Raw genomic sequence first — 25,505 nt, forward strand, 5'->3', positions numbered from 1 at the left:
ACCCTAGCCCTGAGCGGCGAGGAGCGTCGTCCTCGCCTCTTCCGTCTGCGTGACCTCGGCAGCCGGAATGTGGAAGTCTCTGATATAGTTGAAGGTGTGGCCGATCACGGTGGCTATGAGGCAGACGAAGCTCAGCGCCGCCAGCCACCAGATGTACCAGATCATGCCGAAACCGAGCGCGACGCTAAAGGCTGCCAGGATGATGCCGGTGCCGGTATTGCTGGGCATGTGGATCGGCTTGAAGCCCGAGAGCGGCCTGATGTAGCCGGCCTTCTTCATGTCCCACCAGGCGTCATTGTCGCGCACGACAGGCGTGAAGGCGAAATTGTAGGCCGGAGGCGGCGAGGACGTCGACCATTCGAGCGTGCGGCCATCCCAGGGATCGCCTGTCGGATCGGCCAGCGCCTCGCGCCTGCGGATGGAGACGAAGATCTGGATCAGGAAGGCGGCAATGCCGATGGCGATCAGCACCGCGCCGAAGGCGGCGATGACGAACCAGATCTGCAGCGAAGGGTCGTCGAAGACGCGCATGCGGCGCGTCACGCCCATCAGGCCGAGTATGTAGAGCGGCATGAAGGCGAACCAGAAGCCGACCACCCAGCACCAGAACGACACCTTGCCCCAGAACGGATCGAGCTTGAATCCGAAGGCCTTGGGCCACCAGTAGGCAATGCCGGCGAACAGGCCGAACAGCACGCCGCCGATGATGACGTTGTGGAAATGTGCGATCAGGAACAGGCTGTTGTGCAGCACGAAGTCCGCCGGCGGGACGGCAAGCAGCACGCCGGTCATGCCGCCGACGGTGAAGGTGAGCATGAAAGCCACCGTCCACATCATCGGCAGTTCGAAGCGGATGCGGCCGCGATACATGGTGAACAGCCAGTTGAAGATCTTCGCCCCTGTCGGGATCGAGATGATCATCGTGGTGATGCCGAAGAAGGAATTGACGCTGGCGCCGGAGCCCATGGTGAAGAAGTGGTGCAGCCAGACAAGGTACGACAGGATGGTGATGACCACCGTCGCGTAGACCATCGAGGTGTAGCCGAACAGGCGCTTGCCGGAGAAGGTCGAGGTGACCTCGGAAAAGACGCCGAACAGCGGCAGGATGAGGATGTAGACTTCCGGGTGACCCCATATCCAGATGAGGTTCACATACATCATCGGGTTGCCGCCGAAGTCGTTGGTGAAGAAGTTGGTGCCGACATAGCGGTCGAGCGACAGCAGCGCGAGCACCGCCGTCAACACCGGAAAGGACGCCACGATCAACACGTTGGTGCACAGCGACGTCCAGGTGAAGACAGGCATGCGCATCAGCGTCATGCCGGGCGCGCGCATCTTGATGATCGTGCAGATGAGATTGATGCCCGACAGCGTCGTGCCGACGCCCGCCACCTGCAGCGCCCAGATGTAATAGTCGACGCCGACGTCGGGACTGTAGCCGATGCCGGAGAGCGGCGGATAGGCGAGCCAGCCGGTGCGGGCGAATTCGCCGACAAACAGCGACGCCATGACCAGGATCGCGCCGCCGACCGTCATCCAGAAACTGAAATTGTTGAGGAAGGGGAAGGACACGTCACGCGCGCCGATCTGCAGCGGCACGACGAAGTTCATCAGCCCGGTGACGAAGGGCATCGCCACGAAGAAGATCATGATCACGCCGTGCGCCGTGAAGATCTGGTCATAGTGATGCGAGTTGAGATAGCCCTCGGAGCCGTTGAAGGCGATGGCCTGCTGCAGGCGCATCATGATGGCGTCGGAGAAGCCGCGCAGCAGCATGACGAGGCCGAGCACCATGTACATGATGCCGATCTTCTTGTGGTCGACGCTGGTGAACCACTCGCGCCACAGATAGGTCCACAGCTTGAAATAGGTGATCGCGCCGAAAAGGGCGATGCCGCCAAGCGCCACCGCGACGAAAGTGGCCACGACGATCGGCTCGTGCAGCGGCAGCGAGTCCCAAGTCAGACGGCCGAAGATGAACTTGGTCAGCGTATCGGGCATCGGTTGTCTCTCACAATTCGCGCCGCAGCAGGCCAAGCGCCGGCGTATCCGCCTCGGCGCGACGGCTCTCGGTCCCGGGCCTGAGCAGCCCCGCCCCGCGCAGCGGAGAAAGATCCTTCGACGGCCAATCCGTCGGCGTGGCATTGCTGGCGGCGCGTGCCGCGGCAGCCGCTTCCTCCGCCGTGCAGATGCTGGCGACATAGGATGGATCGTTCCCGAACACCGCGCCGCGCCGGGCGAGCTTGTCGTATTGCAGCGGCAGCGTGTTGCGGACGCCGGCAAGACCGAGGCCACCCTTGGCGTCGATCGACATCATCTCGTTCATGCACATCTTGCCGCGCTCGACGCACAGGTTGAGGATGGCGCCGTAAAGGTCGGGATCGACGGAGGCATAGTGGCGGACCGGCTCGTTCTCGCTCGGCTTCTCGAGTTCGAGATAGTTCTCGCGGTTGAGCGCCGCCGAGGCTGTCTTGCTCTGCGCCACCCACTGGTCGAAAGCCTGGTCGGACAAGCCATGGAAGGCAAAGCGCATCCCCGAGAAGCCGGCGCCGCTGTAATTGGCCGAGAAGCCGCTATAGGTGCCCGGCTGGTTGATGACGGCGTGCAGCTTCGTTTCCATGCCCGGCATGGCATAGATCTGCCCGGCCAATGCCGGAATGTAGAAGGAGTTCATCACCGCCGACGAGGTGATGCGGAAGTCGATCGGCTGGTTGACCGGCGCGGCCAGTTCGTTGACGGAGGCGATGCCGTAGTCTGGATAGATGAACAGCCATTTCCAGTCGAGCGCCACGACCTCGACCTTGAGCGGCTTGTGGTTCTGCGTGACCGGCTGGCCGGGCTCGATCCGGTCGATCCGACGGTATGGGTCGAGCAGGTGCGTGCCGAGCCAGGTCAGCGCCCCGAGACATATGATGATGAGCAGGGGCGCGGCCCAGATCACCAATTCCAGTTTCGTCGAATGGTCCCAGTCCGGCGTATAGGTCGCCGAGGCGTTGGATTGCCGATAGCGCCAGGCAAAAAAGACGGTCAGCGCCATGACCGGCACGATGATGACCAGCATCAGCAAGGTCGAGACCACGAGCAGGTCGCGCTGCTGGACCGCGACATCGCCGGCGGGCGCGAGCACGACCAGATCGCAGCCGCTCAACAACCCGGCCAGGGGGAACAGAAGCAAGGTTCCAAATCGTTTCATCAAACGCTGCCCTCGATGGACCGCGGCAACGGCTCATGTTGCAGTGCGGTATCAATCAAGGGCTACTGCTCGCGGCGGCGCGGTGACATTGGACAATTTGTCCAATGCCCAGAAGGCATGGCTTTGGCCCAGTGTGCAGCGCACAATGGAACCTTTGGGGAATCCCCCGAATTGGGTCCCGGACACTTCATTCCACGCGGTGGCGACGGATAAGATGGCTCAGACTTCGACTGCCGAAACGAACAGCGAGCTGATCGGCTCGCATCATGGCCAGGTCAGCGCGGGCGACATCGCGGTTGGCGTGATCGTCGGCAGGACGTCGGAATTCTTCGACTTCTTCGTCTATGCGATCGCCTCCGTCATCGTGTTTCCCAGGCTGGTGTTTCCGACGCACGATCCGCTCGTCGGGACGCTGTATTCCTTCTCCATCTTCGCGCTCGCCTTCGTCGCGCGCCCGTTCGGCTCCGTGCTGTTCATGGCCATCGATCGCGCCTATGGCCGTGGCGCGAAACTGACGATCTCGCTGTTCCTGCTCGGCACGTCGACCGTCGCCATCGCGTTTCTGCCTGCCTATGGCGATATCGGCGTGGTCGCGATCTGGCTGCTGGCGCTTGCCCGCATCGGACAGGGACTGGCGCTCGGCGGAACATGGGACGGACTGCCCTCGCTGCTGGCGCTGAACGCGCCGAAGAACCGGCGCGGCTTCTATGCCATGATCCCGCAACTGGGCGCCCCGATCGGCCTCATCGTGGCAAGCTCCCTCTTCGCCTTCTTCGTCGCCAACCTGTCGGCCGACGACTTCTTCACCTGGGGCTGGCGCTATCCCTTCTTCGTCGCCTTCGCCATCAATGTGGTCGCCTTGTTCGCCCGGCTGCGCATTGTCGTCACACCTGAATTCTCGAAACTGTACGAGAGCGGGGACCTGCAGCCGACACGCATCAGGGACACGATCCGGGCCGAAGGCCGCAATGTTGTCGTCGGCGCCTTCGCGCCGCTAGCGAGTTTCGCGCTGTTCCACATGGTGACGGTGTTTCCGCTCTCCTGGGTGTTCCTGTTCACCAATGAGGGACCGGCGCGGTTCCTGGTGATCGAGGCGGTGAGCGCGCTGTTCGGCATTGCGGCCATCGTCGCGTCAGGGCCACTGGCCGACCGCGTTGGACGCCGTGCGCTGCTTGGCGGTTCGGCGATCGCCATCGCGACGTTCAGCGGCTTTGCCCCGCAGCTTCTGGATGGCGGTGCAGTCGGCGAAGCCCTGTTCATGGTGCTGGGCTTCATCCTCCTGGGGCTGAGTTTCGGGCAATCGTCGGGCGTCGTCGCCTCGAGCTTTTCCCGGCAGCATCGCTATACGGGCTCGGCGATAACCTCGGACCTGGCCTGGATGTTTGGCGCCGGCTTCGCGCCGCTCGCGGCCCTGCTGCTCGCCGGCAATTTCGGACTCATCGCCGCCGGCGCCTATCTGCTGTCGGGCGCGGCTTGCACATTGCTCGCCCTGTGGATCGACGGACGTCGTCCGGCCGCGGATCGTCAAGCCGATTAATCCGGGGCCTTCGATTGCGGATATGAGGCCGATCGCATTGGTGACTCAGCCCGTTGCCGCATTGCCATGCTCGCCTGCCCGCCCAATGCGGCGCATTCTCCAGGCGGAGGTGATCCACCGGGCCATGTCGCGATAGAAGGCTGGGCGCCGGCCGACAAATTCGCGCAGGATGAAGCCCATCCGCGGCGCGAGATCCTCCTGCTATACACGCAAACCCAACTAAGCCACCGAAGCAGCCGGCTTGGCTTGCCGCGTGGCGGACCGGTGCGCCGCACTGGCATATTTCTGGGCGATCATGGCGCAGACCATGAGCTGTATCTGGTGGAAGAGCATCAGCGGCAGAACGATCGCGCCGACGCCCTGGCCGGCAAAGATGACGTTGGCCATCGGGACGCCGCTCGCCAGGCTCTTCTTCGAGCCGCAGAAGGTGATCGTGATCTGGTCGGCCTTGTCGAAGCCAAGAAGCCGGCTGCCATAGGCCGTGCACAGAAGCACGAGGCCGAGCAGCAGCATATCGGCGACAACGACCACGGCGATATCGCGCAGCGAGAACATATGCCATAGCCCCTCGGCGACGGCCGTGCTGAAGGCCAGGTAGACGACCATCAGGATCGAGCCGCGATCGACGGGCATCAGCAGCGTCTTGCGAGATCGTATCCAGTTGCCGATCCGCGGTTCCAGCAGCTGTCCGAGTGCAAAGGGCAAGAGCAGTTGCACCAGGATCTGGCTCACCGCGTTCCATGAAAACCCGCCGTGACCGCCGATGGAGAAGAGCAATCCGACGAGCAGGGGCGTGAGGAACATGCCGAAGATGTTGGAGGCGGAAGCCGAGCAGATGGCCGCTGGGACATTTCCACCAGCCATCGAGGTGAACGCGATCGAGGACTGGACCGTCGAGGGCAGGACACACAGAAAAAGAATGCCGAGATAGAGCGGCTTAGGCAAGATCGCGGCAGGCAGATAGCCGAGCGCCAGACCCAGCAGCGGGAACAGGCCAAAGGTCGTCAGAAGGATGACCAGGTGCAGGCGCCAATGCATCAGGCCGGCGACAACGACATCGCGCGAGAGCCGCGCGCCATGCAGGAAAAACAGAAGCGCCACGGCAAGATTGGTCGCAACCGCGAACCATCCCGCGAACGTCCCGGTTGCTGGCGCGACAGACGCAAGCGCGACCGTGCACAACAGCAGGATCAGAAAGGAGTCCGGCAGAAAGCGGCGCATGACATGTTCGCTCCAGAATGGGCCCAGCGCCGTCTTTTCGTGCATTGTGAAATAGGATACAAGGAATAACAGTTATCGTGATTTGAGATATCAGTGCTCGATCTGGTCCAACTTCGCAGTTTCGTCACCGTCCAGCAGATGGGAAGCTTCACCTTCGCGGCCGAGAGGCTGGGGCTTGGGCAATCCACCGTCAGCCAGCACATCGGCAAGCTGGAGGCCGCGATTGGCAGGCGGTTGCTGGCCCGGGATACGCACAAGGTGGTGCTGACGCCTGACGGCGAAGCCCTGCTCGGCCATGCCCGGACCCTGTTGTCCATAGAGGGGCAGGTGCAGGCGCTGTTCACCGCGCAGAGGCTGCGCGGCACATTGAGGCTCGGCGTATCCGAGGACCTGGTTGCCAGCCGTCTGCCACTGGTGCTGGAGGATTTTGTCCGGTCTCACCCATCCGTCGATCTCGAACTGACCGTTGCTCTCAGCGGCGTGCTCTACCAGATGCAGGACAATGGCGAACTCGATCTCGTCCTGGCGAAGCGCCGGCTGGGCGACAGCCGTGGCCGGCTCGTCTATCGTGAGCCGCTTGTCTGGCTCGCCCGTGATCCGGAACACGTCCTGTCACTCGCGGCCTTGCCGTTGATCTCCTTCCCCCCGCCGAGCGTCACGCGCATCATCGCGCTGGAAGCGCTCGAGCGGCATCGCATGCCGTGGCGCATTGTCTGCACATGCGGAAGCCTGAGCGGGCTGACGGCCGCCGCACGCGCCGGGATGGGGGTTCTGGTGCAACCGCAAAGCATGTCGCCTTCAGGTCTCAAGGAGATCGGCCGCCTGCCACAGTTGGAGGACGTGGAATTCGTCCTCATCCCGAGCAAGGGCGCCGACAGGGCGCTCGTCTCAGCGCTTTCGGATGATATTCTGAACAAGGTGAGAGGCCTGCGCTGACCGGCAGCGTAGGTGGCGGTCAGCGCTGAAGCCCGGCCGAGCGCGCCCGTCCCGCTCCTCGATGCCTTTCGGCTTTTCTGAAATCAGGCCGGCTGAACTGAAGCCACCTTGCCGTCGCTATCGACGATGCAGCTGGTTGGCTTTCCCGCGACGTTCAGTTCGACCTGGAAGCTCTTGGAATCGAGCCTGCGCGAGCTGGTCGGCAACGCCTTGCCGCTATCGACCCCGCCCGCTTTCGCCGCCGCGCCGGCGCAAAGAAGCTGGAGATCGGCCGGTGCTGTTTCGACCGTCGTCCTCGACATCTGGTCGGGCGTCGGCGCGCTCTGGCATGCCGCCAGAACCGTTGTGATGACGATTGAGGCCGATCCGCAAACGGCCCAGTGCCTCATCCTGATCTGCCTGCCGGTCTCCATGGTGTTGTCCCCTGTGTTTATCGAACTATACGTCCGTCCTTGATCACACACCCTTGTAGAGCGCCGCGCCCTGCATCAGCACGATGACCTTCGCCCCGACCTTGATGCGGGAATGCAGATCGATGATGTCGCCATTGTTCATGCGGATGCATCCGGAAGACACGTCCAGACCAATGGTCCACGGTTCGGGCGTGCCATGGATCCGGTAGATGGTGTCATGGCCGTCTTCGTAGAGGTAGAGCGCCCGCGCGCCGAGCGGATTGTCGGGCCCACCGGGCATGCCATTGGCCCACGGCCGGGCTTTTGGATCCCGGGCAACCATTTCGGCCGGCGGTGTCCAGGTCGGCCATTCCGCCATGCGCCCGACCTTGACGATGCCGGCCCATCCGAAGCCCTCCCGGCCCACACCGATGCCGTAGCGGATCGCCTGCTGGCCGGGCTGGACGAGATAGAGGAAGTGCTGGTTGCCGTCGATGATGATGGTGCCGGGCTGCTCGGCGGTGCGGAACTTGACCACCTGCGGGCGGAAGGATTCCGGCACCTGCTTGTGAAGCTTGTAGTACTGGTAGGCCTTGGTGCGATTGTAATCCGTCCACTGCCGCGTCTTGGGATCGTAGACCTGCGTTCCCGCGGCAAGGGACGCGGTGGTGGAAAAAACCAATCCCAGCGCCAGCACGACCGCGAGGCCTGCCGCATGCCTGCCGCCAGTTCCCGCCGCTCGTTCGTCGGTGCCGAACCTCATCTTCCTGCGTCTGGTCATTGCTTGGCCCATCCTTCGACGCGCGCCTCGTTCTTGGCCACCCATTGCTCGGCGTAAGCAGAGGGCGCCTGCCGCTCGACCTGGAGCGCGTAGCTCATATCGATCGCCTCCTCCGGCTTGAAGTCGACGTGCTCCAGGAAGCGAACCACCTCCGGATGTTTCTTGCGCAACGAAGTCGCGTAGGCGATGTGGTAGTGGGCCGTGTCCCAGCCAACCGCGGCATTCGATTTCGAAAGCCATTGCGGGTCTTCCGTCGGCAGGACGATCTTCCATTTGGCGGCATCGTATGGTGGCTCCGTCAGGCGCACGATGTCATGCAATTTGAAGACCACATGCGGCGCATAGCAAGCGAAGACCATCGGCCGATCCGAGGCCTCCGCCGCATCTACAGCCGCCATGCCAACATCTTCCGGCATTTCGAGCAGCGTCAGGTTCTTGGCATAGCCGTAGCTGTTGGCGCGGATGCGCTCGATGGTGGTCGACGACCACGTTTGGGCGCCAATCCACATCTCGCCCTTGCCGTCTCCGTCCGTGTCGAGCGCCTCGGTCTTCTTCGGATCACTGAGGTCGGAAATGTCCTTGAAGCCGTATTTGTCGGCCGCTGTCCGGTTGGCGCAGATACCCTGCCAGGCCGGAACTCCGATCGGGCTGATCGCGACCGTACCGGCCTGGGTGACATACTTCTTGACCAAGGTGTCGAGGTTCGGCAGCCACACTTCCGGATGGATGTCGACCTGGCCGGAGTCAAGACCGGCGAATGCAATCATGGTGCCCATCTCCACCACATCCGCATCGAGCCCGAACTCCTTCTTGAGACTCACTTTCAGGATGTTGGCCGTCGCCTGGCCCGACGACCAGTTCGGCATTGCAATAACCAGATCAGCAGCGTGGGTGCGAATATCGCCGAACACAATCGCCGAGGCAACCACCGCCACTTTCAATGCCAGTTTCACCAGGTCGGCCATCAAGTGATCCTCTTTACGTGCTCATTTTGGAATCCTGTCGAAGACACCCAATCGCTAAAGCAGTTCATCGACAGCTGGTTTCGTTCGTCGATTGCCACCGGAGATGCCTCCAACCTTTCGGCCAGATTGTTGGTCTGACCCGGAAGATTGCGTCGCCTGTTCGGATCCACAACGGACAGAGTAGCGCTTACCGCCAAGCGGCGCCAGCGCTCCTCCCGCGCGGTGGCGCGGGCGGTCGAAATCGTCGGAGGAGCCAAGATGAGCAGGGATTGCTTCGCGACGGTCATGGGAGCCCCGAATCTGACTGGCGTCGCTGCCAAGCTTGCATCTGAGGCCGCATCGAAGGAGTACGTAACAGTAACAACCATCGGCTCACACAGGAAGCAACTGGAGTTGCAACCGCGACCACGACGCACGTCGTCGATCGGAAGCACCCACTATTGCCGTCATCGCCGAAGCAGCTTCCCGCCGCCGTGGAAACCTCCGCGGGATCCGCCTCCGCCACCAGGATGGGAAATCAGGGCGTTGTGCTGGATCCGGTCAGCAGCTGCCGCATGGTGCGGCCTGCCTTGGAAAGCGCGACATCGCCGTCACTCCACCGTGACGGATTTCGCCAGGTTGCGTGGCTGGTCGACGTCGGTGCCCATGAAGACGGCGGTGAAATAGGCCAGCATCTGGATCGGCAGCGCATAGATGATCGGCGAGATGATTTCGGGCACGTCCGGCAGGATGATGGTCTCCATCGTCTTCACGCTCGCCTGCGCCGCCCCCTTGCTGTCGGTGATCAGGATGATCTTGCCGCCGCGCGCCGCCACTTCCTGCATGTTGGACACCGTCTTCTCGAAGATGCGGTCATGCGGCGCGATCACGATGACCGGCATGTTCTCGTCGATCAGCGCGATCGGCCCGTGCTTCAGTTCGCCGGCCGCATAGCCTTCGGCGTGGATGTAGGAGATTTCCTTGAGTTTCAGCGCGCCTTCCATGGCCAGCGGGAAATTGGTGTCGCGGCCGAGATAGAGCACATCGGAATAGCGTGACAGCTCCCGCGCGATGCGCTCGATCTGCTCCTCGAGCTTGAGCACCTGGTTGGCATAGCGCGGCGCTTCCGAGAGCGCCCGCACCAAGGCTTTCTCCTCATCCTTCGAGATCGCCCCGCGCGCCACGCCGGCGCGCACCGCAAGCGACGCCAGCACCGAGAGCTGGCAAGTAAAAGCCTTGGTCGAGGCGACGCCGATCTCGGGCCCGGCCAGCGTCGGCAGCACGACATCGGATTCGCGCGCCATGGTCGATTCCCGCACATTGACGACGGCGCCGATCTTCATGCCGGCCTTGCGGCAGTAGCGCAGCGAGGCCAGCGTGTCGGCGGTCTCGCCCGACTGCGAGATGAAGAAGGCGGCATCGTTGGCCGACAGCGGCATCTCGCGATAGCGGAACTCCGAGGCGACATCGATGTCGACCGGCAGCCGCGCATAGCGCTCGAACCAGTATTTGCCGATCAGGCCGGCGAGATAGGCGGTGCCGCAGGCCGAGATCGCCAGCCGGCCGATCTTGGCGAAGTCGAACGGCAGGTCGAGCGGCTTGGAGACACCGGAGACGAAGTCGACATAATGCGCCAGCGTGTGCGAGATCACCTCGGGCTGCTCATGGATCTCCTTCTCCATGAAATGCCGGCGGTTGCCCTTGTCGACCATGAAGGAAGTCGACAGCGACTGCTGGCGCTTGCGCTCGACTTGTCTGCCGTCGATGTCGAAGATGGCGACGCTGTCGCGGCGCACCACCGCCCAGTCGCCGTCCTCGAGATAGGTGATCGAATTGGTGAAGGGCGCCAGCGCGATGGCGTCGGAACCCAAAAACATCTCGCCGTCGCCATGGCCGACGGCCAATGGCGGGCCGTTGCGGGCGCCGACGATCAGGTCTTCGTCGCCCTTGAACATGATGGCCAGCGCAAAGGCGCCTTCGAGCCGCTTCAGCGCCTGGTGCGCCGCCTCGACGGGCTTGCGCCCCCTGGCCAGTTCGCGCGCCACCAGATGGGCGACGACCTCGGTGTCGGTCTGCGAGGAGAAGGAATAGCCGTCGCGCGTCAGTTCATCGCGCAGTTCGGCGAAATTCTCGATGATGCCGTTGTGAACGATGGCGACACCGTCGGAGAAATGCGGATGCGCATTGGTTTCGTTGGGCACGCCATGGGTCGCCCAGCGCGTGTGGCCGATGCCGATCGTGCCCTCGAGCGGCTCGTCCTTGAGCCGGCGTTCGAGATTGATCAGCTTGCCCTCGGCGCGACGGCGGCCAAGCTCACCCTTCTCGATGGTGGCAACACCGGCCGAGTCATAGCCGCGATATTCCAACCGCTTCAGCGTAGCCAGGATGAGCGGAGTAACCTGCGAGTGGCCGACGATTCCAACGATGCCGCACATGGCTTTGCCCCCATATAGCCTGCAGAATTCCAGCCCCATTGCGCACAAGAGCCATGTTATCCCTCCCCGACCACGGACTGATCGTTCATTTGAAGGAGCCCATGGACTTAATCGAAAGCTGACCTGTCGCGTTTGAAGTCCGAAGTCGCCCAAGAAGGCGCAGGCTCCGTGGCGGAGCCTGCGTGGTCGGCCGCGAGACACCTGAAGACGGGCAGTTCGTTCGAATGATGCGCTTCGGTCAGCCGAGGCGCATGTTGAGTCAGCCGGCAAACCAAAACACACCCAACAGCCGGTTAGGCCCGGCCGCCTGATGCCCCCCTCCAAGAGGCTGTCGGGCCGCTTGATCTACATGGGGCTCGGACTGCCCCGGATGCCGGCAAGCGAGCGGTACTGAGTCCACGCAGGAGATCAACAAACCTTGGCCTGTCGCTCACAATTTTCGACCACTCCTTGCGGTTAAGGCGCTGAAATCGCTGGCGCTCGGCATCGTTTGATTGCACGAAGACGCCGAACTGACCTCTCGATACAAAGGGGAAGCTTAATCCTCGCCTTGCTCGATCCAGGCATGCTGAAGGGGGATGTAGGGCATGAAGTTCAGAGATCTGATCAGGCGTGCTGACAACGCCGAGAAGTCCTTCGAGGACCTTGAGGCCGACTTGGCGAACGCCGTCGACGAGTGCCTTGGTTTGTCCGATCTGTCAGAGCAGGCAACAGATGCCGTCGCTGGCGAGACGCCCATGCAAGAGGACAACAGCGAACAGGACAACAGCACCCAAACCGGAGACGGCGCCGTCACTGCGGAACCCGCGCGACGACTGACCTCCCATACGCAGAGCCGTATGGCCGCCTTGACTTCGTTTGATGGGCTGTTTCGCGATGCGAAGCTCCACTTCGAGGAGATCAACGCGAAACTGTCGGAGATCGCAAGCACGCATCACCTGACCCGCGAACTGTTCCACATTCTTCACGCCGACATTCTGCGAGCCAACGAACTGGAGCTGGCGAATCTGAACCTGACCTCGGAGCAAAGGAGCCTGTCGGACAGGCTCAATGATCTGAACCGAAGGCAGCATGAGCGGGAAGGCATTGTGGAGGCCTTGCAGCAGCGCGAGGCAAGCCTGGTTCAAGACTGTGAGGCGCTTCGCGGCGCACTGGCCGGAGCAAGGCTGGAACTCGTGGAGGCCGCGAACACGAACGCGAAAAACGAAGCGGAATTCGGGGACATCACGAACGCACTTGCAGCTGCTACCGTCGAGGCCGACAGACGCGCGCGCGAAAACAAACAGCTGCGGGAAAAGAATGTCAGCCTGTCGATCGACCTCGAAAAAGCGCTGAAGCGGGAAGACGAGGCGCGGCACAGGCTCGACGGGTTTTCCACGATCCATGCCAACGAAGCGGCACGAAATTCCGAATTGCTGGCTGCACTCGGCAAGAGCGAAAAGGAAGCGACACGACTCCATACGTCGCTCGAGGTCGCCCAGGCGAAACTATCCGAGATGACGGAAGCCGCCCGTATCATGGAAGCGGAGAAGAACGCCGAGATCGAACGCTGCCGTGCCGAAATTCGAGGATCGCGTTCCGAGATTCAGAACCTCCATTCGCGACTGGAACTCGCATCAAACGCAAACAGCGAAGCCTCGAACGAACTCGCCAAGCTCAGGCTTCAATGGAGCGAGGCCGTGGCGGAAAAGCAGGTCGCGGATGAACGGTTGGCTGCTCTCACCAAGGAGGCTGAAACCGACAAGCTGAACCTTTCGAAGATAACCGCCAATTTTTCACAGCTTTCCCTGCAGCAGGCGTCCGATCAGATACAACTCGATGTCCGCCGGCAGGAATGCGAAGACCTGCGGACCGAAATTGCGTCGGTCAACGCCCGGATCAGGGACCTCCTGCCTCTTGAGAGGCTCCATGCGACGACGAAGGCCAACGCCTTGACGCACAAGAGCGATGCAGCCAAGGTTCCCGTGACGGTGGAGCGAACAGCGCGCTCCATGCGCCGCGTTCGCCGGAGGGCGCTCACCGCATCATAGAAGGAGGCTGCCCATATTCGCCGCCTGCTTCCAACGATCCCTCACATCATTGGCGGAAAGCCCTCGACATCTGATCGGTGAGAGGCTTCAGCAGATAAGACCAGACGCTGCGTTCGTCCGTGCTTATATGGACCTCTGCCGGCATGCCTGGCTTTAGCACCTTGGCATCGGTCAGGCAGGCTGCCTTGTTCTCGACATTGATACGCGCCGAGAAATACGAAAGCTGTTTTTGTTGATCCTTGATCAGGTCCGCCGAGATGCGCTTGACCGACCCCTGGCAAGCAGGCGTGGTGCCGGAGTCGAAAGCAGGAAACCGGATCGAGACCCGCTGGCCGGGACGAATATCATCTATGCGCGACGGCGGAATCAGCGCGTCGACGACGAGGTTGTCGGTGTCGGGGACAATCATCATGAGCACTTCCCCCGGGGCGATGACGCCGCCGATCGTGTGGATGGAGGATTCCTGCACCGTTCCCGATTGCGAAGCGCGGATGGTGGTTTTGGTCAATTCGTCCTGCGCCACAACCTTGCGCTCTTCGAGTTCGGTCTGCTTGGCCTCGGTTTCGCGAAGTTCGCTGGTCACCTCACTGCGCCTCTGTTCATCGAGCTGAAGAATTTGCAGCTCGGTCTCGCTGATCCGGGCCTGCGCCTCGGCAACCGCCGCCGCAAGGCGCCCTGACTCTCCGTGCGCCCGGGTTGCATCCAATCTGATGTTGCTCAGCCGCTCCTTGGACACCAATTTTTTTGTGAAAAGCGCCTGGACGTCGGCAAGATCCCCATCCAGCAAGACCACGGATTGGTCTTCCGCAGCCTGCTGTGCCTTGAGGCCATCGATCTGACGCTCGAGTTGCTTTGAGCGACTTTGCAACTGTGCCTTCTGCCCCGTCAACGCCGCGGCGCGGCTTTCAAACAGGGCGCGCTCGCCATTGACGAGTGCGGCCAGGTCCGGGTCGCCCATCCGTGTCTGAAGGCCGGAAGGAAGCTGCATCTCCGACAGGCCTTGTCGCTCGGCTTCCAAGCGCGCCAGTCGAACGGTGGCGCGATCGAGATCCTCACTGATTATTTGCAGGTTGGCCCGCGTCAGCGTGTCGTCCAGCCTGGCCACCACATCGCCGGCCCGGACATGATCGCCATCTTGCGCGAAGATGCCCCCGATCGTGCCGCCTGTCAGATGCTGGACTTTCTTTATGTTGCTCTCGACCACCACGGTGGCAGGCGCAATCACCGCGCCGGCGATCTTGGTCAAACCGAGCCAAAGCCCGCCGCCGACAATCAGCAGAGCCGTGATCGCCGCGCCCAGGATCAGGTTGGCCCGGATATCATCCCGCACCTCGACCGAGTTCGCCTCGGTTCTTCGGCTCGCATCGGCGAGCGGCACGTATGAAAACATCGTCGCGTCAGACATGGAGCAACACCTCACGCATGACCGCTTACTCCCTTCTGTATCGGGACAACCGACGGAGGCCGTTCAGCAGGCGAGGGGAAGGGCCGGATAACGTTGGCCAGCACCTCCTCGCGCGAGCCAAAGGAGTGAAGCGTCCCATTCGACATTACCAGTACCTTGTCGATATTGGTGAGGGCGGAAGGACGGTGCGCAACGACGATGACTATGCCTCCACGCTGGCGCACCGCCAGGATCGCGCCGGCCAGGGCGGCATCGCCATCGACGTCCAGGTTTGAATTCGGCTCGTCGAGGACGACAAGAAACGGCTCGCCATAAAGTGCCCTGGCAAGCCCAACGAGTTGCCTCTGTCCGGCCGAAAGGGCTGCCCCTCCCTCGCCTACGCGTGTTTGAAAACCATTCGGCAATCGCATGATCATCTTGTCGACGCCCGCCGCCCTGGCGGCTGCCAGCACGCCCTTGGCGTCGCCCTTGCCGCCAAATCTCGAAATATTGTCGGCAACCGTTCCATCAAACAGTTCAACATCTTGCGGCAGATAGCCGATATGGGTGCCAAGCTGTTCGTGACCCCATTGGTCGAGCGAGGCTTCGTCCAGCCTTACCGTTCCGCGAAGCGGCTGCCACACGCCCACCAGCGCGCGCACAAGTGTCGTTTTCCCGGAACCGCTTGGGCCGACAATCGCCATTCCCGCGCCCCCCTGCAGGCGGAAACTGACATTGGCCACGGTCGGTTTTTGCTGACCTGGCGGGGCTATTGTCAGTTCCTCGACCGCAAGCATCGCCTGCGGGGCTGGCAGTTCCATGAGTTCGTCATGGCTGCCGAAGGCGGTCAGCGCCCTCGCCAGTTGGGAATAGCTCTGACGAAATGCCACAAACCCTCTCCAGTTTGCCATCGCCGCGTCAACCGGGGCCAACGAGCGGCCCAGCAATATGGAGGATGCTATGATCACGCCAGGCGACGCTTCACCTCCGATCACGAGATAGGCACCAAGCCCCAGGACGCAGGACTGCAAGGCCATCCGCAGCGCCCTCGACGTTGAACCGGTGGCGCCGACGATGTCGGAAAGGCGCTCCTGGTGCGTGAGATATGCGTGATTGACCTCACCCCAACGGCGGGCAAGCCGCCCGGAAAGGCCCATCGCGCGGACAACTTCCGCATTGCGACGGCCAGAGTCGGCAAGGTTGCGTTGCGACACAAGCGTCTCGGACGCGCGCGCGGCCGGGCCGCGACCAAGGATTTCCGCGACAACCGTGAGCAGCACGACAACAATCGCGCCGCCCGTCGCCAGCAGACCGAGCGAAGGATGCAGAAGAAAGATGACCAGTAGATAAAACGGTATCCACGGTGCGTCGAAGACGACAGTCGGCCCCAATCCGGAAAGGAAGCCGCGCAACTGATCCAGGTCACGAAGCGGCTGTACCCGGCTCGCGTCCTGCCCGCCGATGAGCGGCAAGGACAATGAGAGGCCGAAGACCCTTTGCTGCAGAGTCTTATGGAGCCGATTGCCGATTCGAACCAGGAGGCGAAGCCGCACGAAATCCAGCAGGCCGTAAACCGCGTAAAGGCCCAGCATCCCGATCGTAAATCCGACCAGCGTCGGAACGCTCTGCGAAGGCAGAACGCGGTCGTAGACTTGCAGCATGTAGACGGAGCCGGTCAGGGCAAGAATGTTTATGACCGCCGAGAACACGCCAACGCCTATCAGTGCGGGCGCGACGCCAAGCATAGCGCCACGTAGATCGGGCGAGTTTCCACCAAGGCTCATGGCTTGCGACCTCCGGTAAGAAGTCGTCGGGCAGGTTCACTGGCTCCGCCGGCCGTCAACAATTTTTTGGTTTTCAGGAGCGTTTTCCCTTTTTGCCTTATAATATTACGCCCCACTAACGTACGTGGCCTTCGGTTAAAATGCAGCGAAATCGTGACGCTGGCCCGAAAAACCGGGAATCGACGCATTAAATCAGGGGAAAACTGCCGTTTTGAGATCCGAGGAGGGCTGTACAGATCGCGTTTCAGGCAAACGAAATCGAGCCCGCATCATTTTTTTCAGGGGGGTGAGTCGCCGCAGAGGCAAAGCCACGGCGCCCGGCTCACGGCCGTTTCACCGAGCCATTTTAGTGAGCGATCTCGTCTTCTAATGCTTTCTCGCGATCTAATGCTTCCTCGCGATAACCAGGAAATGCTGCGCCAGTTGTCCGGGAACGCGCAGGGTTCTGGATAGCTTCTCGAAGGGCTCGATCAATGCTTCGCAGATCCGCGGCAAGAGGCGTCCGGGCCGAGGCAGATAGCCGTAAGGTATCACTTCCTCCACGACGAAGCCCGAAGCGGTCAGGAGTTTCTTGAATCTCGTCTCGCTTAGCGTGTTGCGAACCGTGCGTCCAAGCGACCAATTGAGCAGCCGGCAAACCAAGCCGATGGGCGAAGTCGCATTCATATGAACGTTGCACACGAGCCTTCCGTCATCCTTCAACTGCTGGTTTATCGCTTTCAGCGCTTCCCGTTTCAGCTGATCCTCGGCATTCAGAAAAAAGCGAAACGCGGTTACGACATCGAAGGTCTCTTCGAGGGATTCCATCGTCATATCGATGTTGCGTAGTTTCACATTGTTCGGAACTTGCGCGCAGGCAAGCATGGATTTGGAAACGTCGACGCCGACCACCTCGCCGAAAACCTCAGCCGCGACGTTGGTGATGCGACCTGTTCCGCATGCGAAATCGAGGCAATTTCGACCGGCTCCGCCCATTGGGCGAAGAACGTCCAGGATCATGGGCCTTTCGATTTTGTCCCACAGCGCACCGTAATAGCCGAACTCGTGCGTCATGTTGTAGTGCGCGCCGTAGCCTGGCGCGCAGTGACTGGCCCTGTAGTCGTCCGACACTCGGTCGCCCTGCGTGTGGACCTGCTGGCTGGACGCCAAGTCCTGCCAAATCGCGGACTTGCCGGGTTGAGCCTCGGCCATGAGAATTCGGACCGCCGAAGGCGCACCGACAGCATAAGCCGCCGGCTGAGCCATCCGAGCCGTGTTCATCGACCATTTCCGCTTCGCATCTCGCCTGGAATTGAGCCTCACCAGGATCTCCTGTTCGGTTTGTTCGACCCTCCAATCGAACAGTTTCCCAAGCCCCCCTTTTATCGGCCGGCGATTGAAGCCGCCCTATTGGATTGCAGCACTTTGCAGATCACTGCTGAATTTGGCTTCGACTGTATCCCCCGGCATCACAATAGTATCTTCGTCCGCCGAGATTTTGCGCCACTCGTCGCCTATCTTGCGCACGATAGTGACTTGAGCCTGGATCGTTTCGCCGGCAATCGGCAATGGCTGGGCGGATGCTCCGGTCGGTTGCAACTTCTCGCTGGCGGCGCGGAGTCTGGCGGTGACATCCCCCAGCCGCGCGTTGGTGTCCTTCAGATCCGTCAGCAAGCCAACCTTCCTCTGATTGTCATTGCGTTCGCGCTGCCTGACATAGTCCTCCTGCTGGCGCCGCGCTCTCATGAGCTCGACCGAGGTTTGCAGCGCACCGCTTGAGGACAGAAGCAAGGCGCGCCTGACATCGGCGAGCCGGGTGTTGGTCAGATTGCCTGCGTCGAACGCCTTGGTTACTTTCGCCAGGTCGTCCTGATCCGCCTTAACGCTCTCGGACTCGACCTGTTCGCGCTTCTGCAAAAGCTCGATTTGATCGGCCGCGTCCTTCTGGCCCTTCTCAAGGAAAGCCTGTTCCTGCTGGAAGTCGCTCAGCGCGATCTTCAGCGCGTCCGCCTCGGCCTGGGCGACCGCTGACCCGACGCTGGGCGACAGAGGCGACCCCTGTGGCGTCTGCTTGTCGAAATCCGCCTGGTCCTGAAGTTCGGCGCGGAGACGGGCGGCGTGAAAATACTCTTTGGTGTAGTCGCCCCAGAGTGTCTCGTAATCGCGCCTGAGATCAACCGGGTCGGGTCCTGTCTGGCCCGCGCGCGACCGCAAGAGGCTGAAGCCGCCGGAGACGGCGAGCGCCTGCCGCACGGTCATGAGCGGACGGTAGACCTGCTGTCCCGGCGTAAGCACGTCGCCCGTCACGTAGATCGGACGATAGTCGGCGATGATGGCCGTTATATCGCCTGGTTTGACGACAACCATCTGCTCTCGTCCATCGGGCAAACGCACGTGAAAGATCGTGGCCGGCAGAAGCGTCTGCATGCGGTTCTGCAATTCGGACGCGGTCAACCCTCCGACCATAACCATCCCGACTTCGGGAAGGGCGATATTGCCGTCCATCTGGACCACGGCTCGCTGCGTTCGATCCGGAATTGGCGCTATCCCTATCTCGACCGTATCGCCAGGTGACAGGCGATAGGGCTCGACCTCGCCGGCGGCAGCCATCGATGCCAGGAACATCCCGGCAACCGAGGCAAGAACGGTTCTTTTAGCGAAGGCCATTTGCGACAATCTCCTTATGGTTCGGCACCGGCTCCGAAGGCCATTCAAGACGGGAAACGAAATCGTATACCGGGCCACCGGGCACGCCCCAATTGCTCGACCAGATCACCTGCGAGCCATCCGGAGACGGCGAGGCATGCGTCTCGCTCCAGTAATCGAAGTGCGCGTTTTGCGTGTCGACGACACGGCGGACCTCTCCGCTGCCGTCCAAGCGCAGTGCAATGACCTGCTGCGCGTAAGGCGCCCAATCAGGGTGCTGCGCTATTTCGGCTGGTGTACCGCCATAGCTCAGAAACACCCAGCCCGGCCTGTCCAGCGACCTGAGCGACGCATGCATGGCCTCGCCATATCTCATCAGCGAGGTGACCTTGCCGTCAGCCAATCGGCGCTTGATCACCTGATATTTGTCGGGATCCGATTTGCTGATCCCGACATAAATTTCGCTGCCGTCGGCATCGACCGTCATGTCGCCATGACCGGGCCGGTGGTGCTCCATCCACTTCTGGCGCAGGACGCCGTCGATGGAAAAGATGAAGTTCGGTTCATTGCCGTCCGGCAATACCTGTGAGCACACAATGTTGATCCCGAGCGGGGAGATCGAACAGGAGCCGGTGGTTCCTGGAAGCTGGGCAAGATCGATATCCGGGAACTTCTTCCGCTCCTTCAGGTCGTAGCCAAAGACCACCGCCTTGCCGTCATTGCGCGTCGCACGCACAGCGATGCGGTTGCCATCGCGGCTCGGATTGCCCTTGTTAGGCCCGAACTGAAGCTTGCTGTAGGCCGACGAGGCGAACACGACGTCCTCATGGTTGGTGCGTGGCGCCCAGGTTGAAATCTGCCGGCCGGCAACGCAGATCATCAGCTGGGGATCCCTGGGATGCCATTCGCACTCAATCGAGCGGTCGCGGTGGAATAATGGGACGTAGCTGTGGCCGTCGAGAAAGCACATGCCACCGCAACCATTGACGATCAAAAGAAGGCTCTGGTCGGCATTCCAGGCCTGTGCGCTTGAATAGCGGTGGGTGCAGTATTTCGTCCCGCATACACCGGCCAGGCCGAGAATTCCGGGTTCTGTGATGCGCAAGAAGACCGTGCCGGACGCCGGATCCCTTGTTTCACCCAGATAGTCCGGAAGGTTGGCCGCCACCAGCGGCCCCGACGCGTTGCTTGCCCGACCGCCGGCCATGTAGAAATTCAGGAATACGGCACCGGCAATCAGCAACAGTGCCACCACATGCCGGCGCAGCAGGGTCATGTCATATAGCCCTTTTCGCGCCGTACCCGGCCTTCGCCAAGGCGCGCGCGCCACCATGCGATCGTCCGCTCGAGCCCATCGCGCAGACTGGTCTGCGCCCGCCATCCCGTCTCGCTTTCAAAGCGCGAGGAATCGGCGAGCAAGGCGCGAACCTCCGAATTTTGCGGCCGCAAACGGCTTTCGTCGCGATGGACCGGTTTTTTGGAACCGCTCAATTCGAGGACGAGGTCCAATACGTCGGAGATGGTCACGGCGCGTTGGCTGCCGGCATTGTAGGCATGGCCGAATTCGAGCCCCGCCAAGCCGGCCGTCAGGAACGCCGCGGCGGTGTCTTCGACAAAGGTCAGGTCACGGATCGGGCTCGTATCACCGACCATGATCGCCGGGCAGTTCGGGTCGAGGGCCTGCCGGATGATGGTCGGCACGATGGCGCGCTCACTCTGGCGAGGACCATATGTGTTGAAGGGCCGCATAATGACGACCGGAACATCAAACGACCTGGCGTAGGACTCCGCCATCATGTCGGCACCGATCTTGGATGCCGAATAGGGTGACTGTCCCTGCAGCGGATGCGTTTCGCGAATGGGCATGGTCTGGGCGGTTCCGTAGACCTCGCTCGTGGAGGTATGAACCACCCGCTCCGTCTCCCATTGACGTGCCGCTTCGAGCACGTTCACCGTGCCCAGGATATTGGTTTCCACATAAGACTGGGCGGCCGCATAGGAATATGGAATCGCAATCAGGGCAGCCAGATGAAACACGACGGCCTGGCCCCGCATGATCCGGTTCAGGAACGCGCTGTCGCGGACGTCGCCGCGGACGAGCTTCAGCCGGCTGCGGATGTTGTCCGGCAAATCGTCCAGCCATCCATGGCTGTCGAAGGAATTGTAGAGCGCCAGGGCCGTGACATCGGCCCCGTTGCGAACAAGCGCTTCGGTGAGATGCGAACCGATAAATCCATCCGCGCCTGTCACTAGAACTTTCTTGCCATTGTAGCTCATGACTGCGCATTCCCTTGGCTTGATGGAGCGCTTTCCATTTTGGGGTTCATACGTCGATCGGCGGTGATGGAACCCAGCCGACAACCGCCAGGAAGCCGCGTGCCATCCACATGATGTCGGAGCCGATGGTGCGCTGCGGATAGTAGGACAGGTCGAGCCTTGCCTTGGCCGGGAACATGACCTCCCGGTAGAACAGGATCGGATCCACGGATTGGGGAAATAAACGCGCCTCGTGCCGGAAAAGAACCTGCGTTGGGCCCAGCAGGCCAGGTTTGTAGCGCAGGACGGCCTCCAGGCCACCGTGGAAGCAATCGGCGAAAGCCAGGCTCTCGGGTCGTGGCCCAACGATCGCCATCTCGCCTTTGAGGACATTCCACAGCTGCGGCAATTCGTCGAGTTTGGTCGCGGCGAGGAACCGGCCTATCGTCGTCATGCGGCTGTCGCCAACCATGGTCAGGGCGAGGCCTTGCGAGCTGCAGTCCACCCTGAACTTGCGGAATTTGTACATGCGGAAGGGTTGGCCACCGGCGCCCATGCGGGTTTGCACGAACAAGACGGAGCGGCCACCTTCGACCAGAAGCGCCACGGCAATCAGAAGCATCAGCGGCGCCAAAATAACGGACGCGGCGCCGGCAACCGCGAGATCGATCGAACGTCTCACGAAGCCATGCGTGGGGCTTGCCACGAGACGCCGGTGAAGTGAGAGATCTGATGCATTCATGCCGCGGTTCCTGTCTGAGCGCCGCTGCTAAGCGCGGCTGCCAGCGCAGCCACAACTGCCTCCGCGACAGGCGACGTGATCTGGGGGTGCAGTGGAATTGTCAGCTCTCGCTGAGCAAAATCCTCTGTACGCGGCAAATGAGTGTCGGGATAACGCTCACGATAGAACGTCATCTGGTGCACCGGCGGATAATGGATCGTGGTCTGGATCCCCAGCGCTCGCAATTCGTCGATGACATCCTGCCGCCTCGCATAGCGCGGCAGGAGGATCGGCATGATGTGGTAAGCCGACGTCCGGGGTTCGCTGAAGGGAACCGTCACGGCAGGGCAGCGTTCCGCGATGAGGCGCCGGTACAGTACGGCCAGGATGCGCCTGATTTCGTTCCACTCCTGCAGGTTCTGCAGCTGAACCAGTCCAATCGCCGCCCGCAGCTCATCCATGCGGTAGTTGAACCCGAGCATGGTGACATCATATTGCGGCGTACGGCTGTTCAGCCGCTGATGTGTCCCGGTGGTCATGCCATGCCCGCGGGCCTGGCGAATCCTGTCGAGCAGATCGGGGTCGCGCGCAATCACGGCGCCCCCTTCCGCCGTTGTCATGTTCTTGTTGCCATAGAAGCTGAAGGCAGCCGCTGCGCCGAATGTCCCCACCTCCCTCAGGCCAGGAGCATGCGCGGCATCTTCGATGATATGCAGCCCTCTAGCCCGGGCGAAACGCTGCCACTGTTCCCGATTGGGGAGGTAGCCCGCGAAATGCACGAGAATGACCGCCTTTGTGCGTGGCGTGCACCGCGCTTCGGCCTCCGCGAGCGACATCAGCGGCACGTCGGCCGACTCGATATCGACAAAGACCGGCGTGGCCCCGACATACAGCACGGCATTCGCGGTCGCCACGAAGGTCAGTGACGGAACCAGCACCTCGTCGCCCGGCCCGATTCCCAGCGCGTGCAGGATGAGATGAAGCGCCGCGGTACAAGAACCGACCGCAACGCAATCCTGTGCGCCATGGATGTCGGCAAAGGCCTGCTCGAAAGCTTGTACCCGCTCTCCCATGGTAAGCCAACCGCTATCAATCACCTTCGATAGGGCTACCTTCTCCGGTACACCTAGAATTGGTGCGCTCACCAAGAGCATCTTGACCTCCTGAACTGTTATTTGCTGGTTCGGCCTCTGATTTCTGAACTCTTCACGCGGCCGCGGCGGCGACCTCGATCGAGGTCGACTGCTCTTCCCAGGCAATCGCCTGTGCGTTCTGGAAGTCGTCAACGCGACCGATGTCGAGCCAGAGACCGTCGTGCTTGTACACATGCACGGCCGTGCCGCCCTGCATCATCTGGAGCATCAGATCGTCAAACCCGAAAGGGATGCCGGAAGGAATGAACCGCAGGACATCCGGGTTCATGCAGTAAATGCCCATGCTGACGAGATGGGAAAGTGTCGGTTTTTCCCTGAAGAGCTGAACGGCATTGTCGACCTCGTCGATGACGCCGAAGTCCATCTTGATCAGCCGGCAGGCAGTGGCGATCGTGACCGGATCCTTGTGCATACGATGCGCGGCTACGAACCGGCTGAGGCTTAGATCGGTAAGAACATCGCCGTTGAGCACAACAAATGTATCGTTCAGTTCTTCCCTGATCAGAGACAGAGGCCCGATGGTGCCGAGCGGCTCCATTTCCTGGGTGTATCTGATCTTCAGATTCCATTGCGATCCATCTCCACAGACGCTGCGGATCAGGTGCCCGAGATAGCCGGTCGTGATGTAGACCTCTTCTATGCCGTTGCGCCGCAGCCACTTGAGAAGCAACTCAAGAACGGGCCGGGCTCCGATCGGCATCAAGGGCTTCGGCAAGACCGACGTGAAGGGCCGAAGGCGCGTGCCCATTCCACCACATTGAATCACCGCTTTCATCCGATCCTCCCTGATTTACAATTTGGTTCTGTCCGGGCATCTCGTGTTCGAGTTCATTCGGACTTGGCATCCGGCCCGACCCTCGGCGGCACTCCGAACATCATACGAGAAGGGTATGTGACAGCTGGGGTGGCTGTCGTCGTGCATTCGAATGGCAACGCGCCAACGCTCTTCCGGTATTGAATTTTCCGCGAAATCGAGGCCGGCCTGAGCGGTGAGGACCTGGCCGCGAGCAGCGTCCGTCAAGTGCCGGGGTTGGCCTGTGAGCCCCCGGTGAAGGCAGGTGCTGGCATCAAAAAGCCGTGAGGCACCGCGGCCTCTTGTGCTCGATATCGCTCAGCAGGCCGGGCAGCTCGCGCAGGGTTAAAAAAAATAACAGAAGCTTTTTCGCAATTTAGGATTATATTATGCATGCGTGATGTTCGCGGGTGGGGACGCCGTGGATATCACTGTGATGTGACGACTGGTGGTTGATCACGACTTTCAGGATCGCCGCAGTTGTGTCCATCATGGAGGAATGGGAGGTTTCAGCGGGTTTTCTCGTCGGGAACCGAGTGAGCGTTGGGGTAGTTCAATGTATCGGATCGTCATCGCTGACGATCACGGCTTGTATCGGCGCGGCTTGCGGCTAGCACTTACGGCTGGGATTCCGAATGCCGAAATATTCGAGGCTGCGTGCTTCGATGCCGTGGTCAATCTTCTCGAGGAGCAGGCATCCATCGATCTTGCGATCCTCGACCTTAACATGCCCGGACTGTTCAACCAGGAGGTCCTCGGGGACGTTCTGTCGGCCTATCCCGGCACGCGCTTTGCGATCGTTTCGGGGGACGATTCGCGCTCTGAGATACTGACCGCTCTTTCGATCGGACTTCACGGTTACATCGTCAAGTCGCAGAAAGACGAGGAAGTCGTGCTGGCCGTAAACGAGATCCTCTCCGGCCGGATCTATGTGCCGGCGCTATTGTCTCGAGCGTCGGCCGAGAAGCCATATCCGACCTTGCCCCCGGCGAAAAATCAAACTCGTCGGAGCGTGAACGGCGCCAATCTCGACAGGCTCACACCGAGACAGCAGGACGTCCTCAAACTGATGGCGGAGGGGTATTCGAACAAGGAGATCGCCCGCAACCTGGATATTGCGGAGGCGACAACGAAAATTCATGCTGCTGCCGTTCTGCGCGAGCTCGGCGTCCGAAACCGGACCGAAGCAGCCGTTTTGCTGCAAAGCTGGCTGTCGAGGAATGTCAACTGACGGCCATCGCTCAGGGCGAGCGGTTTGGGTGACATGCGCAGGGCAAGAACTTAAAGCGTGTCACCAGATCGTCTCACAGATGACGCGC

The 25,505-nt window shown here is 61.4% G+C and carries 22 protein-coding genes; 4 read left to right on the top strand and 18 right to left on the bottom strand.

The features are described 5' to 3' along the window. Positions 1 to 3 precede the first annotated feature (3 nt). Together cyoB and cyoA are read right to left on the bottom strand one after the other, a co-directional pair. Positions 4 to 2,001: a cytochrome o ubiquinol oxidase subunit I gene (cyoB, locus tag AC07UC_RS31005; RefSeq protein WP_494908511.1), complete on the bottom strand. Its 1,998-nt coding sequence runs from the start codon at positions 1,999 to 2,001 to the stop codon at positions 4 to 6. A 10-nt stretch (positions 2,002 to 2,011) separates the two neighbouring features. Further along, entirely contained in the window at positions 2,012 to 3,193 is a 1,182-nt protein-coding gene (gene cyoA, locus AC07UC_RS31010) for a ubiquinol oxidase subunit II (RefSeq protein WP_494908512.1), read from the bottom strand. A gap of 214 nt (positions 3,194 to 3,407) precedes the next feature. On the opposite strand from cyoA, the gene AC07UC_RS31015 reads away from it, so the two are divergent. Further along, positions 3,408 to 4,730, top strand: a complete 1,323-nt coding sequence (locus tag AC07UC_RS31015; RefSeq protein ID WP_202323875.1) for an MFS transporter — start codon at positions 3,408 to 3,410, stop codon at positions 4,728 to 4,730. 45 nt (positions 4,731 to 4,775) lie between these two features. Here AC07UC_RS31015 and AC07UC_RS31020 read toward each other — a convergent pair whose 3' ends face one another. Then, a complete protein-coding gene (locus AC07UC_RS31020; protein WP_494908513.1) occupies positions 4,776 to 4,910 on the bottom strand; it encodes a hypothetical protein in 135 nt (44 codons plus the stop codon). Between the two features lie 39 nt (positions 4,911 to 4,949). Then, positions 4,950 to 5,951, bottom strand: coding sequence for a bile acid:sodium symporter family protein (locus tag AC07UC_RS31025; RefSeq protein WP_494908514.1), 1,002 nt, complete (start codon positions 5,949 to 5,951; stop codon positions 4,950 to 4,952). Between the two features lie 93 nt (positions 5,952 to 6,044). Here AC07UC_RS31025 and AC07UC_RS31030 point away from each other — a divergent pair, with 93 nt between their 5' ends. After that, the gene (locus tag AC07UC_RS31030; RefSeq protein ID WP_494908515.1) at positions 6,045 to 6,887 is read left to right on the top strand and encodes a LysR substrate-binding domain-containing protein; all 843 of its coding nucleotides are present in this window, start codon (positions 6,045 to 6,047) and stop codon (positions 6,885 to 6,887) included. 83 nt (positions 6,888 to 6,970) lie between these two features. Here the strand turns inward: AC07UC_RS31030 and AC07UC_RS31035 are convergent, their stop codons facing one another. From AC07UC_RS31035 to glmS, 5 genes are all read right to left on the bottom strand, one after another. After that, positions 6,971 to 7,300, bottom strand: coding sequence for a hypothetical protein (locus AC07UC_RS31035; protein WP_494908516.1), 330 nt, complete (start codon positions 7,298 to 7,300; stop codon positions 6,971 to 6,973). Between the two features lie 43 nt (positions 7,301 to 7,343). Then, positions 7,344 to 8,042, bottom strand: coding sequence for a L,D-transpeptidase (locus AC07UC_RS31040; RefSeq protein WP_140775218.1), 699 nt, complete (start codon positions 8,040 to 8,042; stop codon positions 7,344 to 7,346). 14 nt (positions 8,043 to 8,056) lie between these two features. Further along, the gene (locus AC07UC_RS31045; protein ID WP_140774886.1) at positions 8,057 to 9,025 is read right to left on the bottom strand and encodes an ABC transporter substrate-binding protein; all 969 of its coding nucleotides are present in this window, start codon (positions 9,023 to 9,025) and stop codon (positions 8,057 to 8,059) included. Continuing rightward, a complete protein-coding gene (locus AC07UC_RS31050) occupies positions 9,025 to 9,312 on the bottom strand; it encodes a hypothetical protein (RefSeq protein ID WP_494908517.1) in 288 nt (95 codons plus the stop codon). Before AC07UC_RS31050 ends, AC07UC_RS31045 begins: the two co-directional genes overlap by 1 nt. 303 nt (positions 9,313 to 9,615) lie before the next feature. Beyond that, complete coding sequence (gene glmS / locus AC07UC_RS31055) at positions 9,616 to 11,439, bottom strand: glutamine--fructose-6-phosphate transaminase (isomerizing) (RefSeq protein WP_494908518.1); 1,824 nt, start codon at positions 11,437 to 11,439, stop codon at positions 9,616 to 9,618. Between the two features lie 587 nt (positions 11,440 to 12,026). On the opposite strand from glmS, the gene AC07UC_RS31060 reads away from it, so the two are divergent. Then, the gene (locus AC07UC_RS31060; RefSeq protein WP_494908519.1) at positions 12,027 to 13,469 is read left to right on the top strand and encodes a coiled-coil domain-containing protein; all 1,443 of its coding nucleotides are present in this window, start codon (positions 12,027 to 12,029) and stop codon (positions 13,467 to 13,469) included. A 46-nt stretch (positions 13,470 to 13,515) separates the two neighbouring features. On the opposite strand, the gene AC07UC_RS31065 is transcribed toward AC07UC_RS31060, so the two are convergent. From AC07UC_RS31065 to AC07UC_RS31105, 9 genes are all read right to left on the bottom strand, one after another. Continuing rightward, positions 13,516 to 14,874 (bottom strand): HlyD family type I secretion periplasmic adaptor subunit, encoded by a 1,359-nt coding sequence (locus AC07UC_RS31065; protein WP_494908520.1) that lies wholly within the window; start codon positions 14,872 to 14,874, stop codon positions 13,516 to 13,518. A gap of 11 nt (positions 14,875 to 14,885) precedes the next feature. Further along, positions 14,886 to 16,598, bottom strand: coding sequence for a type I secretion system permease/ATPase (locus AC07UC_RS31070; protein ID WP_494908521.1), 1,713 nt, complete (start codon positions 16,596 to 16,598; stop codon positions 14,886 to 14,888). Positions 16,599 to 17,021: 423 nt separating this feature from the next. Beyond that, positions 17,022 to 17,939, bottom strand: a complete 918-nt coding sequence (locus tag AC07UC_RS31075; RefSeq protein ID WP_494908522.1) for a class I SAM-dependent methyltransferase — start codon at positions 17,937 to 17,939, stop codon at positions 17,022 to 17,024. Between the two features lie 84 nt (positions 17,940 to 18,023). After that, entirely contained in the window at positions 18,024 to 19,283 is a 1,260-nt protein-coding gene (locus AC07UC_RS31080) for a polysaccharide biosynthesis/export family protein (protein ID WP_494909012.1), read from the bottom strand. Beyond that, positions 19,270 to 20,538 carry a hypothetical protein gene (locus AC07UC_RS31085; RefSeq protein WP_494909013.1) on the bottom strand — a complete coding sequence of 423 codons (1,269 nt, stop codon included), beginning with the start codon at positions 20,536 to 20,538 and terminating at the stop codon, positions 19,270 to 19,272. Before AC07UC_RS31085 ends, AC07UC_RS31080 begins: the two co-directional genes overlap by 14 nt. Continuing rightward, on the bottom strand, positions 20,535 to 21,539 hold the full coding sequence (locus tag AC07UC_RS31090; RefSeq protein ID WP_140774881.1) for an NAD-dependent epimerase/dehydratase family protein: 1,005 nt from the start codon (positions 21,537 to 21,539) through the stop codon (positions 20,535 to 20,537). Before AC07UC_RS31090 ends, AC07UC_RS31085 begins: the two co-directional genes overlap by 4 nt. A gap of 46 nt (positions 21,540 to 21,585) precedes the next feature. Next, positions 21,586 to 22,260 carry a sugar transferase gene (locus tag AC07UC_RS31095; RefSeq protein WP_140774880.1) on the bottom strand — a complete coding sequence of 225 codons (675 nt, stop codon included), beginning with the start codon at positions 22,258 to 22,260 and terminating at the stop codon, positions 21,586 to 21,588. Next, on the bottom strand, positions 22,257 to 23,393 hold the full coding sequence (locus AC07UC_RS31100; protein ID WP_494908523.1) for a DegT/DnrJ/EryC1/StrS family aminotransferase: 1,137 nt from the start codon (positions 23,391 to 23,393) through the stop codon (positions 22,257 to 22,259). Before AC07UC_RS31100 ends, AC07UC_RS31095 begins: the two co-directional genes overlap by 4 nt. Positions 23,394 to 23,445: 52 nt before the next feature. Continuing rightward, complete coding sequence (locus AC07UC_RS31105; RefSeq protein WP_140774878.1) at positions 23,446 to 24,168, bottom strand: nucleotidyltransferase family protein; 723 nt, start codon at positions 24,166 to 24,168, stop codon at positions 23,446 to 23,448. A gap of 574 nt (positions 24,169 to 24,742) precedes the next feature. Here AC07UC_RS31105 and AC07UC_RS31110 point away from each other — a divergent pair. Beyond that, complete coding sequence (locus AC07UC_RS31110; RefSeq protein WP_140774877.1) at positions 24,743 to 25,417, top strand: LuxR C-terminal-related transcriptional regulator; 675 nt, start codon at positions 24,743 to 24,745, stop codon at positions 25,415 to 25,417. The last annotated feature ends 88 nt before the right edge of the window (positions 25,418 to 25,505 follow it).

The sequence above is a fragment of the Mesorhizobium sp. GW821-FHT04C10 genome, from assembly GCF_059420305.1.

Bases quoted from the DNA above. Each gene is read 5' to 3' on its own strand.
- AC07UC_RS31090 (WP_140774881.1), bottom strand. From the start codon at position 21,539: ATGAGCTACAATGGCAAGAAAGTTCTAGTGACAGGCGCGGATGGATTT.
- AC07UC_RS31060 (WP_494908519.1), top strand. From the start codon at position 12,027: ATGAAGTTCAGAGATCTGATCAGGCGTGCTGACAACGCCGAGAAGTCC.
- AC07UC_RS31025 (WP_494908514.1), bottom strand. From the start codon at position 5,951: ATGCGCCGCTTTCTGCCGGACTCCTTTCTGATCCTGCTGTTGTGCACG.
- AC07UC_RS31100 (WP_494908523.1), bottom strand. From the start codon at position 23,393: ATGCTCTTGGTGAGCGCACCAATTCTAGGTGTACCGGAGAAGGTAGCC.
- AC07UC_RS31110 (WP_140774877.1), top strand. From the start codon at position 24,743: ATGTATCGGATCGTCATCGCTGACGATCACGGCTTGTATCGGCGCGGC.
- AC07UC_RS31105 (WP_140774878.1), bottom strand. From the start codon at position 24,168: ATGAAAGCGGTGATTCAATGTGGTGGAATGGGCACGCGCCTTCGGCCC.
- cyoB (WP_494908511.1), bottom strand. From the start codon at position 2,001: ATGCCCGATACGCTGACCAAGTTCATCTTCGGCCGTCTGACTTGGGAC.
- AC07UC_RS31085 (WP_494909013.1), bottom strand. From the start codon at position 20,538: ATGACCCTGCTGCGCCGGCATGTGGTGGCACTGTTGCTGATTGCCGGT.
- AC07UC_RS31070 (WP_494908521.1), bottom strand. From the start codon at position 16,598: ATGCTTGGCGTCGCGCCCGCACTGATAGGCGTTGGCGTGTTCTCGGCG.
- AC07UC_RS31050 (WP_494908517.1), bottom strand. From the start codon at position 9,312: ATGACCGTCGCGAAGCAATCCCTGCTCATCTTGGCTCCTCCGACGATT.
- cyoA (WP_494908512.1), bottom strand. From the start codon at position 3,193: ATGAAACGATTTGGAACCTTGCTTCTGTTCCCCCTGGCCGGGTTGTTG.
- AC07UC_RS31095 (WP_140774880.1), bottom strand. From the start codon at position 22,260: ATGAATGCATCAGATCTCTCACTTCACCGGCGTCTCGTGGCAAGCCCC.
- AC07UC_RS31035 (WP_494908516.1), bottom strand. From the start codon at position 7,300: ATGGAGACCGGCAGGCAGATCAGGATGAGGCACTGGGCCGTTTGCGGA.
- AC07UC_RS31020 (WP_494908513.1), bottom strand. From the start codon at position 4,910: ATGGGCTTCATCCTGCGCGAATTTGTCGGCCGGCGCCCAGCCTTCTAT.
- AC07UC_RS31080 (WP_494909012.1), bottom strand. From the start codon at position 19,283: ATGGCCTTCGCTAAAAGAACCGTTCTTGCCTCGGTTGCCGGGATGTTC.
- AC07UC_RS31040 (WP_140775218.1), bottom strand. From the start codon at position 8,042: ATGAGGTTCGGCACCGACGAACGAGCGGCGGGAACTGGCGGCAGGCAT.
- glmS (WP_494908518.1), bottom strand. From the start codon at position 11,439: ATGTGCGGCATCGTTGGAATCGTCGGCCACTCGCAGGTTACTCCGCTC.
- AC07UC_RS31015 (WP_202323875.1), top strand. From the start codon at position 3,408: ATGGCTCAGACTTCGACTGCCGAAACGAACAGCGAGCTGATCGGCTCG.
- AC07UC_RS31045 (WP_140774886.1), bottom strand. From the start codon at position 9,025: ATGGCCGACCTGGTGAAACTGGCATTGAAAGTGGCGGTGGTTGCCTCG.
- AC07UC_RS31065 (WP_494908520.1), bottom strand. From the start codon at position 14,874: ATGTCTGACGCGACGATGTTTTCATACGTGCCGCTCGCCGATGCGAGC.